The 13,878-nt window shown below is 52.4% G+C and carries 11 protein-coding genes and 2 rRNA genes; 5 read left to right on the forward strand and 8 right to left on the reverse strand.

The window, feature by feature from the left end:
• Window positions 1-24 precede the first annotated feature (24 nt).
• A 23S ribosomal RNA gene (locus PUP35_RS19815) occupies window positions 25-2,930 on the reverse strand.
• A gap of 199 nt (window positions 2,931-3,129) precedes the next feature.
• Window positions 3,130-4,671, reverse strand: a 16S ribosomal RNA gene (locus PUP35_RS19820).
• The 16S and 23S rRNA genes sit together here, the layout of an rRNA operon.
• Before the next feature lie 471 nt (window positions 4,672-5,142).
• Between PUP35_RS19820 and PUP35_RS19825 the strand changes: the two genes are divergently transcribed.
• Window positions 5,143-5,697, forward strand: coding sequence for a gamma carbonic anhydrase family protein (locus PUP35_RS19825; protein WP_111966069.1), 555 nt, complete (start codon window positions 5,143-5,145; stop codon window positions 5,695-5,697).
• On the opposite strand, the gene PUP35_RS19830 is transcribed toward PUP35_RS19825, so the two are convergent.
• Genes PUP35_RS19830 through dprA form a run of 6 tightly spaced genes read right to left on the reverse strand, consistent with a single transcriptional unit; the run spans window position 5,673 to window position 9,456 of the window.
• Window positions 5,673-5,921, reverse strand: a complete 249-nt coding sequence (locus PUP35_RS19830; protein WP_274241011.1) for a DUF1488 domain-containing protein — start codon at window positions 5,919-5,921, stop codon at window positions 5,673-5,675. The genes PUP35_RS19825 and PUP35_RS19830 overlap by 25 nt on opposite strands.
• Window positions 5,918-6,736, reverse strand: coding sequence for a shikimate dehydrogenase (gene aroE / locus PUP35_RS19835; RefSeq protein WP_274241013.1), 819 nt, complete (start codon window positions 6,734-6,736; stop codon window positions 5,918-5,920). Before aroE ends, PUP35_RS19830 begins: the two co-directional genes overlap by 4 nt.
• 4 nt (window positions 6,737-6,740) lie before the next feature.
• Entirely contained in the window at window positions 6,741-7,313 is a 573-nt protein-coding gene (gene tsaC, locus PUP35_RS19840; protein WP_023309444.1) for an L-threonylcarbamoyladenylate synthase type 1 TsaC, read from the reverse strand.
• Window positions 7,306-7,860, reverse strand: coding sequence for a DNA topoisomerase family protein (locus PUP35_RS19845; protein ID WP_274241016.1), 555 nt, complete (start codon window positions 7,858-7,860; stop codon window positions 7,306-7,308). The genes tsaC and PUP35_RS19845 overlap by 8 nt, the downstream gene beginning before the upstream one ends.
• A 26-nt stretch (window positions 7,861-7,886) precedes the next feature.
• Window positions 7,887-8,360 carry a DUF494 family protein Smg gene (gene smg, locus PUP35_RS19850; protein ID WP_008503477.1) on the reverse strand — a complete coding sequence of 158 codons (474 nt, stop codon included), beginning with the start codon at window positions 8,358-8,360 and terminating at the stop codon, window positions 7,887-7,889.
• On the reverse strand, window positions 8,332-9,456 hold the full coding sequence (dprA, locus tag PUP35_RS19855; RefSeq protein WP_111966072.1) for a DNA-protecting protein DprA: 1,125 nt from the start codon (window positions 9,454-9,456) through the stop codon (window positions 8,332-8,334). Before dprA ends, smg begins: the two co-directional genes overlap by 29 nt.
• Window positions 9,457-9,583: 127 nt before the next feature.
• Between dprA and def the strand changes: the two genes are divergently transcribed.
• Genes def through trkA form a run of 4 tightly spaced genes read left to right on the forward strand, consistent with a single transcriptional unit; the run spans window position 9,584 to window position 13,802 of the window.
• Window positions 9,584-10,093 carry a peptide deformylase gene (gene def / locus PUP35_RS19860; RefSeq protein ID WP_008503479.1) on the forward strand — a complete coding sequence of 170 codons (510 nt, stop codon included), beginning with the start codon at window positions 9,584-9,586 and terminating at the stop codon, window positions 10,091-10,093.
• A gap of 23 nt (window positions 10,094-10,116) precedes the next feature.
• Window positions 10,117-11,064, forward strand: coding sequence for a methionyl-tRNA formyltransferase (fmt, locus tag PUP35_RS19865; RefSeq protein WP_127732448.1), 948 nt, complete (start codon window positions 10,117-10,119; stop codon window positions 11,062-11,064).
• Window positions 11,065-11,116: 52 nt separating this feature from the next.
• Window positions 11,117-12,403 carry a 16S rRNA (cytosine(967)-C(5))-methyltransferase RsmB gene (rsmB, locus tag PUP35_RS19870; protein ID WP_274241020.1) on the forward strand — a complete coding sequence of 429 codons (1,287 nt, stop codon included), beginning with the start codon at window positions 11,117-11,119 and terminating at the stop codon, window positions 12,401-12,403.
• A gap of 22 nt (window positions 12,404-12,425) precedes the next feature.
• Window positions 12,426-13,802 carry a Trk system potassium transporter TrkA gene (trkA, locus tag PUP35_RS19875; RefSeq protein ID WP_008503482.1) on the forward strand — a complete coding sequence of 459 codons (1,377 nt, stop codon included), beginning with the start codon at window positions 12,426-12,428 and terminating at the stop codon, window positions 13,800-13,802.
• Window positions 13,803-13,878: the final 76 nt, after the last annotated feature.

Consider the following 13,878-nt stretch of genomic DNA (forward strand, 5'->3'; position numbering starts at 1 on the left):
TCGCCAAAACACCTTCGGCGTTGTAAGGTTAAGCCTCACGGTTCATTAGTATCGGTTAGCTCAACGCATCGCTGCGCTTACACACCCGACCTATCAACGTCATAGTCTTTAACGTTCCTTCAGGAGACTTAAAGTCTCAGGGAGAACTCATCTCGGGGCAAGTTTCGTGCTTAGATGCTTTCAGCACTTATCTTTTCCGCATTTAGCTACCGGGCAGTGCCATTGGCATGACAACCCGAACACCAGTGATGCGTCCACTCCGGTCCTCTCGTACTAGGAGCAGCCCCCCTCAATTCTCCAGCGCCCACGGCAGATAGGGACCGAACTGTCTCACGACGTTCTAAACCCAGCTCGCGTACCACTTTAAATGGCGAACAGCCATACCCTTGGGACCTACTTCAGCCCCAGGATGTGATGAGCCGACATCGAGGTGCCAAACACCGCCGTCGATATGAACTCTTGGGCGGTATCAGCCTGTTATCCCCGGAGTACCTTTTATCCGTTGAGCGATGGCCCTTCCATTCAGAACCACCGGATCACTATGACCTGCTTTCGCACCTGCTCGAGCCGTCACTCTCGCAGTCAAGCTAGCTTATGCCATTGCACTAACCTCCTGATGTCCGACCAGGATTAGCTAACCTTCGTGCTCCTCCGTTACTCTTTGGGAGGAGACCGCCCCAGTCAAACTACCCACCAGACACTGTCCGCAACCCGGATCACGGGTCTACGTTAGAACACCAGCCATTAAAGGGTGGTATTTCAAGGACGGCTCCACGCAGACTGGCGTCCACGCTTCAAAGCCTCCCACCTATCCTACACATCAAGGACCAGTGTTCAGTGTCAAGCTATAGTAAAGGTTCACGGGGTCTTTCCGTCTTGCCGCGGGTACACTGCATCTTCACAGCGAGTTCAATTTCACTGAGTCTCGGGTGGAGACAGCCTGGCCATCATTACGCCATTCGTGCAGGTCGGAACTTACCCGACAAGGAATTTCGCTACCTTAGGACCGTTATAGTTACGGCCGCCGTTTACCGGGGCTTCGATCAAGAGCTTCGCGTTGCCGCTAACCCCATCAATTAACCTTCCGGCACCGGGCAGGCGTCACACCGTATACGTCCACTTTCGTGTTTGCACAGTGCTGTGTTTTTAATAAACAGTTGCAGCCAGCTGGTATCTTCGACTGATTTCAGCTCCACCCGCAGGGGCTTCACCTACATATCAGCGTGCCTTCTCCCGAAGTTACGGCACCATTTTGCCTAGTTCCTTCACCCGAGTTCTCTCAAGCGCCTTGGTATTCTCTACCTGACCACCTGTGTCGGTTTGGGGTACGATTTCGTGTTACCTGATGCTTAGAGGCTTTTCCTGGAAGCAGGGCATTTGTTACTTCAGCACCGTAGTGCCTCGTCATCACACCTCAGCGTTAATAAACGACCGGATTTACCTGGTCGTTCCGCCTACATGCTTAAACCGGGACAACCGTCGCCCGGCTAACATAGCCTTCTCCGTCCCCCCTTCGCAGTAACACCAAGTACAGGAATATTAACCTGTTTCCCATCGACTACGCCTTTCGGCCTCGCCTTAGGGGTCGACTCACCCTGCCCCGATTAACGTTGGACAGGAACCCTTGGTCTTCCGGCGAGCGGGCTTTTCACCCGCTTTATCGTTACTTATGTCAGCATTCGCACTTCTGATACCTCCAGCATGCCTCACAGCACACCTTCAACGGCTTACAGAACGCTCCCCTACCCAACAACGCATAAGCGTCGCTGCCGCAGCTTCGGTGCATGGTTTAGCCCCGTTACATCTTCCGCGCAGGCCGACTCGACCAGTGAGCTATTACGCTTTCTTTAAATGATGGCTGCTTCTAAGCCAACATCCTGGCTGTCTGTGCCTTCCCACATCGTTTCCCACTTAACCATGACTTTGGGACCTTAGCTGGCGGTCTGGGTTGTTTCCCTCTTCACGACGGACGTTAGCACCCGCCGTGTGTCTCCCGTGATAACATTCTTCGGTATTCGTAGTTTGCATCGGGTTGGTAAGCCGGGATGGCCCCCTAGCCGAAACAGTGCTCTACCCCCGAAGATGAATTCACGAGGCGCTACCTAAATAGCTTTCGGGGAGAACCAGCTATCTCCCGGTTTGATTGGCCTTTCACCCCCAGCCACAAGTCATCCGCTAATTTTTCAACATTAGTCGGTTCGGTCCTCCAGTTAGTGTTACCCAACCTTCAACCTGCCCATGGCTAGATCACCGGGTTTCGGGTCTATACCCTGCAACTTAACGCCCAGTTAAGACTCGGTTTCCCTTCGGCTCCCCTATACGGTTAACCTTGCTACAGAATATAAGTCGCTGACCCATTATACAAAAGGTACGCAGTCACACCACGAAGGTGCTCCCACTGCTTGTACGTACACGGTTTCAGGTTCTTTTTCACTCCCCTCGCCGGGGTTCTTTTCGCCTTTCCCTCACGGTACTGGTTCACTATCGGTCAGTCAGGAGTATTTAGCCTTGGAGGATGGTCCCCCCATATTCAGACAGGATACCACGTGTCCCGCCCTACTCTTCGAGTTCACAGCCTGTGTGCTTTCGTGTACGGGACTGTCACCCTGTACCGTGCGACTTTCCAGACGCTTCCACTAACACACAAGCTGATTCAGACTCTGGGCTGCTCCCCGTTCGCTCGCCGCTACTGGGGGAATCTCGGTTGATTTCTTTTCCTCGGGGTACTTAGATGTTTCAGTTCCCCCGGTTCGCCTCGTTAACCTATGTATTCAGTTAACGATAGTGCAACGAATTGCACTGGGTTTCCCCATTCGGACATCGCCGGGTCAAAGGTTCATATCACCTCGCCGGCGCTTTTCGCAGATTAGCACGTCCTTCATCGCCTCTGACTGCCAGGGCATCCACCGTGTACGCTTAGTCGCTTAACCTCACAACCCGAAGATGTTTCACTTCAAGATTGCGAAAATTTGAGAGACTCGAACACACCATTAAGATGTGTCGTTTCAATTTTCAGCTTGATCCAGATTTTTAAAGAGCAAAACTTCTTAATGCACTCAAAAGTACATTCAGAAGTTCATCATTCATCAGACAATCTGTGTGAGCACTACAAAGGCAGGTTCTTTAAGGTAAGGAGGTGATCCAACCGCAGGTTCCCCTACGGTTACCTTGTTACGACTTCACCCCAGTCATGAATCACAAAGTGGTAAGCGCCCTCCCGAAGGTTAAGCTACCTACTTCTTTTGCAACCCACTCCCATGGTGTGACGGGCGGTGTGTACAAGGCCCGGGAACGTATTCACCGTAGCATTCTGATCTACGATTACTAGCGATTCCGACTTCATGGAGTCGAGTTGCAGACTCCAATCCGGACTACGACGCACTTTATGAGGTCCGCTTGCTCTCGCGAGGTCGCTTCTCTTTGTATGCGCCATTGTAGCACGTGTGTAGCCCTACTCGTAAGGGCCATGATGACTTGACGTCATCCCCACCTTCCTCCAGTTTATCACTGGCAGTCTCCTTTGAGTTCCCGGCCTAACCGCTGGCAACAAAGGATAAGGGTTGCGCTCGTTGCGGGACTTAACCCAACATTTCACAACACGAGCTGACGACAGCCATGCAGCACCTGTCTCAGAGTTCCCGAAGGCACCAATCCATCTCTGGAAAGTTCTCTGGATGTCAAGAGTAGGTAAGGTTCTTCGCGTTGCATCGAATTAAACCACATGCTCCACCGCTTGTGCGGGCCCCCGTCAATTCATTTGAGTTTTAACCTTGCGGCCGTACTCCCCAGGCGGTCGACTTAACGCGTTAGCTCCGGAAGCCACGCCTCAAGGGCACAACCTCCAAGTCGACATCGTTTACGGCGTGGACTACCAGGGTATCTAATCCTGTTTGCTCCCCACGCTTTCGCACCTGAGCGTCAGTCTTTGTCCAGGGGGCCGCCTTCGCCACCGGTATTCCTCCAGATCTCTACGCATTTCACCGCTACACCTGGAATTCTACCCCCCTCTACAAGACTCTAGCCTGCCAGTTTCGAATGCAGTTCCCAGGTTGAGCCCGGGGATTTCACATCCGACTTGACAGACCGCCTGCGTGCGCTTTACGCCCAGTAATTCCGATTAACGCTTGCACCCTCCGTATTACCGCGGCTGCTGGCACGGAGTTAGCCGGTGCTTCTTCTGCGGGTAACGTCAATCGATGAGGTTATTAACCTCACCGCCTTCCTCCCCGCTGAAAGTACTTTACAACCCGAAGGCCTTCTTCATACACGCGGCATGGCTGCATCAGGCTTGCGCCCATTGTGCAATATTCCCCACTGCTGCCTCCCGTAGGAGTCTGGACCGTGTCTCAGTTCCAGTGTGGCTGGTCATCCTCTCAGACCAGCTAGGGATCGTCGCCTAGGTGAGCCGTTACCCCACCTACTAGCTAATCCCATCTGGGCACATCTGATGGCAAGAGGCCCGAAGGTCCCCCTCTTTGGTCTTGCGACGTTATGCGGTATTAGCTACCGTTTCCAGTAGTTATCCCCCTCCATCAGGCAGTTTCCCAGACATTACTCACCCGTCCGCCGCTCGCCGGCAAAGTAGCAAGCTACTTTCCGCTGCCGCTCGACTTGCATGTGTTAGGCCTGCCGCCAGCGTTCAATCTGAGCCATGATCAAACTCTTCAATTTAAGTTTGATGCTCGTGAATTAAACTTCGTAATGAATTACGCATGTTCACTCAGAGACTTGGTATTCATTTTTCGTCTTGCGACGTTAAGAATCCATGTCACTTTGAGTGCCCACACAGATTGTCTGATAAATTGTTAAAGAGCAGTGCAACGCGGCTTTCGCTCACCGTTGCGAGGTGGCGTATATTACGCTTTCCTCCTTCAGAGTCAACCCGTTATTTCAGGATTTTTTCTCTTCAACCGACCGGGCTGTTTGTGAAGTGATTCACATCCGCCGTGTCGATGGAGGCGCATTATAGGGATCCCATTTTTTAGCACAAGTATTTTTTAGATCTTTTTTTCCGACTGCTGATTTTCCGCGCTTTTCGCTGAAATCCCGCCCGATCTGCTTAAATATTGACGTATTTTGCCTTGCCTCGATCCATTAATACGATCAAAGTCTTCTGTATAGCGCTCATTGTTAGAGGTAGATATGCCCGCAGTATTACGTCCTTATAAAGATCTGTTCCCCCAAAAAGGCGATCGCGTGATGATCGATGCCAGCAGCGTGGTGATTGGTGATGTCCGAATGGCCGATGATGTCAGTATCTGGCCACTCGTCGCCATCAGGGGTGATGTTAACTATGTGTCGATTGGTGCACGTACCAATATTCAGGACGGTAGCGTCCTGCACGTCACGCACAAATCCTCCTATAACCCGGAAGGCAATCCCCTCATCATTGGAGAAGAGGTTACCGTCGGCCATAAAGTGATGCTTCACGGCTGTACTATCGGAAATCGCGTACTTGTTGGCATGGGGTCGATTTTGCTGGATGGCGTCATAGTAGAAGATGACGTGATGATTGGAGCCGGTAGCCTGGTCCCGCAGAACAAACGGCTGGAGAGCGGCTATCTCTATCTGGGAAGTCCGGTAAAACAGATCCGCCCCCTTAAGGAGGCAGAGATCGAAGGATTAAAATACTCGGCGAACAACTACGTAAAATGGAAAAATGATTATTTGGATCAGGATAGCCAAACCCAACCCTGATCGTCTTCCTGCTCTTCGCGGATTAAATCGCTGGCTTCCTCTTCCAGCTCCCAGCGATTTTCGCAAAATACCGCTATCGGATCTGAACCGCCAAAACGACGCAACAGCGTTTCCCCATGAATGGCACAGGTCAGTTGCATGCCGTGTACCAGAACCGGGAAACAGACCGCTTGCTTACTTTCATCCCAGCTCTCTCTGTCCGGAAAATGAATAGCCTGATTCACGCCGAAAGCTCCTGCTTTAACTTTTCAATGACCGGCTCGACTGCAGGCAACACCCCGTGCCAGAGCAGCACCGCATGCGCAGCCTGCCCCACCAGCATGCCGAGTCCATCGGCTAACTGTTTCGCACCGTGTTGTTCACACCAGTTAAGGAAAGGCGTCTTTCCTTTCTGATAAAACATGTCATAGAAATACATATGCGCACTGACCAGCGAAGCGGGGATCGCCGGGATCTCACCACTAATGCCACTGGATGTGGCATTAATGACAAGATCGAACTCACGATCGGCAAGATCGTCAAGAGCTACCGCGCTCACGCTGCCGGTATGCGCAAACAACGCCGCCAGTGCTTCTGCCCGGGAAAAGGTTCTGTTAGTAATGGTCACCGAACAGTCCAGTGAAAGCAGAGGCAACAGAACGCCCCGCGATGCGCCACCCGCGCCAATCAGCAGGATCCGGAATCCAGGCTTGATAAAGGAGAGTCTTTCCAGATCGCTGAGTAAACCAATCCCGTCGGTGTTGTCACCCAAAAGGCGTCCATCCTCAAGCCGTTTTAGAGTATTGACTGCACCAGCCAGTGAAGCGCGCTCGGTTAGCTCATCCGCACGTTCGAAGGCTTCCTCTTTAAAAGGCACCGTCACATTCGCGCCTTTGCCCCCCGCGGTGAAAAAGGCCTCCAGCGTTGGGATAAAAGCATCCACTGGCGCCAGTATGCGACCATAGGGATGATCAATCTCCAGCTGCTCCGCGAATTGCTGATGGATCAACGGTGACTTGCTGTGTGCAATGGGATTGCCAAAAACAGCATAGGTTTCCATGAGATTACCCCTGGCGAAAACGTTCGCCGGTCAAAGCGTCGCGAATTTCAGACGGATTCAGGCGCCCTCCCGTTTCACCGACAGCAACAGGGAAGTCATTCCCGAACTGCGCCAGCACTTCTTCGGTTGTCCGACAAGGCGGCAATCCGGTCAGGTTAGCACTTGTTGAGACTAGCGGTTTACCAAATGCCAGACAAAGCTCAACCACCAGCGGATGGTCAGTTACGCGAACGGCGAGGGAATCAAAGCGTCCGGTTAACCAACGCGGGGTTGTCGGCTGCGCCGGGAAGACGAAGGTCACTGGTCCCGGCCACGCGGAGAAGATAGTCTCGCGCTGCGCCGGCGTCAGCATAGAGTCATCGATATAAGGTTTAAGCTGCTCGTAATTCGCAGCGATCAAAATCAGTCCTTTCTCGACGGGTCTTTGTTTCAGGGCAAGCAGACGGCTCACAGCCGTCTCGCTGTCAGGATCGCAACCGACCCCAAAAACAGCTTCAGTTGGATAGGCGATGACTTCTTCATTTTTCAGTACGTCCACTGCATGCGCAATGGAGCCTGATGGCAGGTTATTATTCACTATTTTGATCCGCCGTAACCGGCTTTCCACATTGTTTACTGGCGCAGAAGCGTTTCATGCCTTGCGCGGTTTTCTTCTCTATCAGTAGCGGATAATTGCAATGAGGGCAGATTCCCGCTACCGGTTTAAAATTGATGACGAACTGGCATTCAGGGTAGCGATCGCACGAATGGAAGGTCTTACCATAACGGGAACGGCGCTGTACCAGCTGACCGCGCTGACACTGAGGGCACGCAATTGCCGTTTCATCAGGTTTATCAATTTGTTCCGTATGCTCACATTCTGGATAGCGGCTACATCCAATAAACATGCCGAAACGCCCCTGCCGCAGGGCTAATTCACCACCGCACACGGGACAATACTGACCCTCCAGAATTTTAACGATATGTCCATCCGCCTGGCTTTTCAGAGGACGAACATAATCACATTCCGGATAGTGTGAACAACCGAGAAACGGGCCGTGTTTCCCGGACCGAATAACAAGTTCAGCCCCGCACTGCGGGCAGGGCTCGTTTTTATGCACCGTGAATAGTGCTGATTTGGCCATAACAACTCTTGGTGCTGCACATTGAATTAGTGCAGCATACCTTCATTCACTTCAAAGAGTAATTCTTCCATTTGCTGATAGGCATTTTCACAGCCCGGAATATTAAACAGAACCATCAGGATCACCCATTTGAGATCTTCCAGTTCGAATTCTGCTGTATCCAGCGCCATGACGCGCTCTATCACCATTTCTCTCGTTTCGAGGTTCAGCACCTGAATCTGCTCAAGGAATAAGATGAATCCCCGGCAGCTGGCGTCCAGCCTTTCACACTCTTCTGCGGTATAAATGCGTACTGACAATGGATCAGAAGCAAGCTGCATCGGTTCGGCCAGGCCTTCCTGATAATCAGCCAGTTTTTCCAACCACATCAACGCATTATAGATGTCTTCCCGCTCAAACCCCGCATCGGTAAGATCCTGTGTCAATTTGTCCTGATCCACTCGCATTTCTGCTTCGTTATGGATGTAAGTCTCAAACAAATACATCAGTACGTCGAACATGGCATGCCCTCCTCAATCGGACATAGCCGCCGGGTACAGCTGCGATCCACCCTGCTAACTCCAGTTCGAGTAGCTGTGCTACCGTTACTGGCACAGGTTGGCCGGCACGTTCAGCGACAACGTCAACAGGTGTTACCTCATCTCCTACGTTAGCCAGGAGCTTGGGAAATGGCAATGCCACCTTTCCCTGATCTGATGAATATTGTCGCTTTTCGGGATCTTCCTGCAGCCATTGCAGCCCATATTGCAAATTTTCAAGAATATCCCCTACTTCCGTTACAGGTGTGGCCCCTTGTTTAATCAGCCAGTGGGGCCCCTCGCATCCGGGGTTACCTATCGGGCCGGGCAAGGCAAAGACCTCTCTCCCCTGTTCGAGCGCGCATCGTGCCGTGACCAGCGAACCGCTTCGCCGCGCAGCTTCAACTACCAGCACGCCTTTGCTAAGCCCGCTGATAATTCGATTACGACGCGGAAAGTTTGCCGGCCTGGGCTGCGCGGAAAGCGGAAACTCAGAGACTATCGCGCCGTCAGATTCAATAAGCCGCATCGCCAATGCCTGATGTCGGCGTGGATAAATGCTAAAAAGACCGTTCCCCAGGACCGCGACACTTTGTCCTTTAGCTGACAGTGCCGCGCTGTGGGCAACGCCGTCAATACCGCAGGCCAGCCCGCTGGTAATCGTGAAACCACTTTGTGTAAGCTGTTCGCACAGGATTTTCCCCCATCGCTCGCCGTACCATGACGGCGCACGACTGCCTACCACCGCCAGCTGAACGGTATTAAGCGTCTCTGGGTTACCTTTTATGAATAATGCACCGGGATAATCAGGGATCGTGCGAAGCAAAGGGGGATAAAGGGGATGGTTGGCCGTTAATAAATGATGCCCCGGCTGCTCAAGCCATAGCAGGCTACGTTCCAGCTCACTCTCATTGAACGCAAAGAACCGTTCAGCCTGCTTTGCTGTCAGTCCAGCATTTCTTAAGACAAGCGTGTCGATGCCTTCCTGCTTCTGCAGTCGTGCAGCCGCTTCCAGCATTACATCACCACACAGAGACCCTGTGTGTATTAGCCGTAGCCATATCTCGGTCAACGTCATCCTTTCCCCTGCCATAAGCGGCCTCCGCAATCATTGCGATTGGTCACTGATGCTGTCAATCGATGGGGGATTTGTCTAGAATAGAGGTAGTATTCTTATCAACTCCTGAACACGACTCTGGAAATTTATGGCAGTTTTGCAAGTGTTACATATTCCGGACGAGCGCCTTCGCATCGTCGCTGAACCGGTCAAAGAAGTGAATGCAGAAATCCAGCGTATCGTTGATGATATGTTCGATACCATGTACGCCGAAGAAGGCATTGGCCTGGCGGCGACACAGGTGGACATTCATAAGCGTATTATCGTGATTGATGTTTCTGAAAATCGCGATGGCCGCCTGGTGCTGATCAACCCTGAGCTGCTCGAAAAGAGTGGCGAAACCGGTATTGAGGAAGGCTGTCTGTCTATTCCTGAACAGCGTGCGTTAGTGCCGCGAGCTGAAAAGGTGAAAATTCGCGCCCTGGATCGTGACGGTAATCCGTTCGAACTGGAAGCAGATGACCTGCTGGCGATTTGTATTCAGCATGAGATGGATCACCTTGTCGGTAAACTGTTTATCGATTACCTCTCACCGCTGAAACAGCAGCGTATTCGTCAGAAAGTAGAAAAACTGGATCGTTTGCGTTCTCGCGCATAACGCCCCCGGATACAAGGATCACCGTGTCTAAAACACTACGAATTATCTTCGCGGGAACCCCTGATTTTGCAGCGCGTCATCTTGACGCGCTGTTATCTTCCGGTCACAAGGTTGTTGGCGTCTTTACCCAGCCGGACCGTCCTGCTGGTCGCGGCAAAAAAATGATGCCCAGCCCGGTAAAAGTGCTGGCAGAAGAGCATGGGCTACCCGTTTTCCAGCCCGCATCGTTACGCCCACAGGAAAATCAGCAGCTGGTCGCTGACCTGAAAGCCGACGTAATGGTGGTGGTGGCTTACGGTTTAATCCTGCCAAAAGCTGTGCTCGATATGCCTCGCCTGGGTTGCATCAACGTGCATGGGTCTTTGCTCCCGCGCTGGCGTGGTGCTGCACCTATTCAGCGCTCGCTGTGGGCAGGTGATGCCGAAACGGGCGTTACCATTATGAAGATGGACGTAGGTTTAGACACCGGCGATATGCTGTATAAACTGGCCTGCCCCATTACGTCAGACGATACCAGCGCCACGCTGTATGACAAACTGGCAGACCTCGGTCCACAAGGGCTTATCGAGACGCTCCAGCAGCTTGCTGACAATACGTCGAAACCGGAAGTTCAGGATGACGCGCTGGTGACTTATGCCGAAAAGCTGAGCAAAGAAGAAGCGCGGATCGACTGGTCCCTGTCGGCCGCTCAGCTTGAACGCTGCATTCGCGCTTTCAATCCATGGCCGATGAGCTGGATGGAGATTGATGAGCAGCCGGTGAAAGTGTGGAAAGCCTCCGTCATTAGCGGTACTACTACGGCTGAACCCGGTACGATTGTTGACGCCAACAAGAACGGCATCCAGGTGGCGACTGGGCAAGGGATATTGAATCTTGAATCGCTCCAACCGGCCGGTAAGAAAGCCATGAGCGCTCAGGATCTGTTAAATTCCCGTCGCGAATGGTTTATCCCGGGCAACCGTCTTGCCTGAGCAAATTTATTCTTAAGGCCCGGTGTTTCCGGGCATTTTTATTTTTACGGTTATGAAAAAACAAAATCTACGCAGTATGGCGGCTCAGGCCGTCGAGCAGGTTATTGAGCAGGGCCAGTCATTGAGCAATGTCCTGCCTCCCCTGCAGCAAAAAGTCTCTGATAAGGATAAAGCCCTGCTTCAGGAGCTCTGCTTTGGCGTCCTGCGCACGCTTTCTCAACTTGAGTGGTTGATTAATAAGCTGATGTCACGCCCAATGACAGGCAAACAGCGCACCGTACACTATTTGATTATGGTGGGTTTTTATCAGCTTCTTCATACCCGCATCCCACCCCATGCCGCGCTGGCAGAGACGGTGGAAGGTGCCGTTGCGATTAAACGTCCTCAGTTGAAAGGGCTGATCAACGGCGTACTGCGTCAGTTCCAGAGACAGCAGGAAGAGCTTCTGGCTGAATTTGCCCAAAGCGAAGCGCGCTTCCTGCATCCGGACTGGCTGTTGAAGCGCCTGAAAAAAGCTTATCCGCAGCAATGGCAGGACATTGCCGATGCTAACAACCAGCGTCCACCAATGTGGTTACGCGTGAATCGTAATCACCACACCCGTGACGCATGGCTGGCATTACTTGAAGAAGCTGGAATGAGCGGCTTCACCCATGACGCATACCCTGATGCCGTGCGCTTAGCATCGCCTGCACCGGTACATGCATTGCCCGGCTTTGAAGACGGTTGGGTAACGGTACAGGATGCCTCGGCTCAGGGTTGCATGACCTGGCTTGAACCCCAAAACGGTGAGCAGATCCTCGATCTCTGCGCAGCGCCTGGGGGCAAAACGACCCATATTCTTGAAGTGGCTCCGCAGGCCAGCGTGATGGCGGTGGATGTTGATGAGCAGCGTCTTTCACGCGTTTATGACAACCTCAAGCGTCTGGGCATGAAGGCACAGGTTAAGCAAGGCGATGGGCGCAAACCCGCGGAATGGTGTGGTGAAACCCAGTTTGACCGCATTTTGCTGGATGCCCCCTGCTCAGCAACCGGCGTGATTCGTCGTCATCCGGATATCAAGTGGCTGCGTCGCGATCGTGATATTAACGAGCTTGCCCAACTGCAATCCGACATTCTCGACGCCATCTGGCCGCATCTCAAACCCGGCGGCACGCTGGTCTATGCGACCTGCTCAGTGCTGCCGGAAGAAAACAGTCAGCAAATCTCGGCCTTCCTTAAACGTACCCCGGACGCGGCGCTGCGAGATACGGGAACGCCTGAATGCCCGGGTCAGCAGAATCTGCCGGGTACAGAAGAGGGTGATGGTTTCTTTTACGCTAAGCTAATCAAAGAGTGATGTTGAGAACAGGTCACGAGATATGAAGATTATCATTCTGGGCGCAGGACAGGTTGGCGGAACGCTGGCGGAAAACCTGGTTGGGGAAAACAACGACATCACCATAGTTGATACCAACGGCGATCGCCTGCGTGTTTTACAGGACAAATTTGACCTGCGGGTGGTGCAGGGTCATGGTTCGCACCCACGTGTTCTTCGTGAGGCAGGCGCCGACGATGCCGACATGCTGGTTGCGGTGACCAGTTCTGACGAAACCAATATGGTTGCCTGTCAGGTGGCCTACTCGCTTTTCAACACGCCAAACCGAATTGCGCGTATTCGCTCTCCGGACTATGTTCGCGATGCTGAAAAACTGTTTAATTCCGAAGCGGTCCCCATCGACCACCTTATCGCGCCAGAACAGCTGGTTATCGACAATATCTACCGCCTGATCGAATATCCGGGTGCCCTGCAGGTGGTAAACTTTGCCGAGGGCAAAGTGAGTCTGGCAGTGGTTAAGGCCTATTACGGCGGACCATTGATCGGCAATGCGCTTTCCACCATGCGCGAGCACATGCCGCATATCGATACGCGCGTCGCAGCCATTTTCCGTCACGACAGACCCATTCGCCCGCAGGGCTCCACGATTGTCGAAGCCGGTGATGAGGTCTTCTTTATTGCGGCCTCACAGCATATTCGTGCGGTGATGAGTGAACTACAGCGTCTCGAAAAACCCTATAAACGCATTATGCTGGTCGGCGGCGGCAATATCGGTGCAGGTCTGGCACATCGGTTAGAAAAAGATTACAGCGTGAAGTTGATCGAGCGCGATCAACAGCGTGCTGCTGAACTGGCGGAAAAACTTCAAAATACGATCGTATTTTATGGTGATGCGTCCGATCAGGAGCTACTGGCTGAAGAGCATATTGATCAAGTCGATCTCTTTATTGCCGTCACCAACGATGACGAGGCAAATATAATGTCCGCCATGCTCGCGAAGCGCATGGGGGCAAAAAAAGTCATGGTGCTTATCCAGCGCAAGGCGTATGTCGATCTGGTTCAGGGCAGCGTTATTGATATTGCCATTTCGCCTCAGCAGGCAACAATTTCAGCGCTTCTGAGCCATGTTCGTAAAGCGGATATTGTCGGTGTGTCATCGCTCCGCCGTGGCGTGGCGGAAGCCATTGAAGCTGTTGCTCACGGAGATGAAACCACGTCACGCGTCGTGGGCCGGTCAATCGATGAAATTAAGCTTCCACCAGGCACGATCATCGGCGCCGTTGTGCGCGGGAATGATGTCATGATTGCCAATGACAATTTACGAATTGAGCAAGGCGATCACGTTATTATGTTCCTTACCGATAAAAAGTTTATTACCGACGTCGAACGTTTATTCCAGCCAAGTCCATTCTTCCTTTAAAGAATTGGGTGCTCCAGAAAGAGCACCCTTACTTTATCCTTTTCATTTTTGTGCCTTTTATTTTTTATAATGTTTA

This window comes from Enterobacter sp. S-33 (assembly GCF_028735835.1).
In the GTDB taxonomy this organism is placed as follows: Bacteria; Pseudomonadota; Gammaproteobacteria; order Enterobacterales; family Enterobacteriaceae; genus Enterobacter; species Enterobacter vonholyi.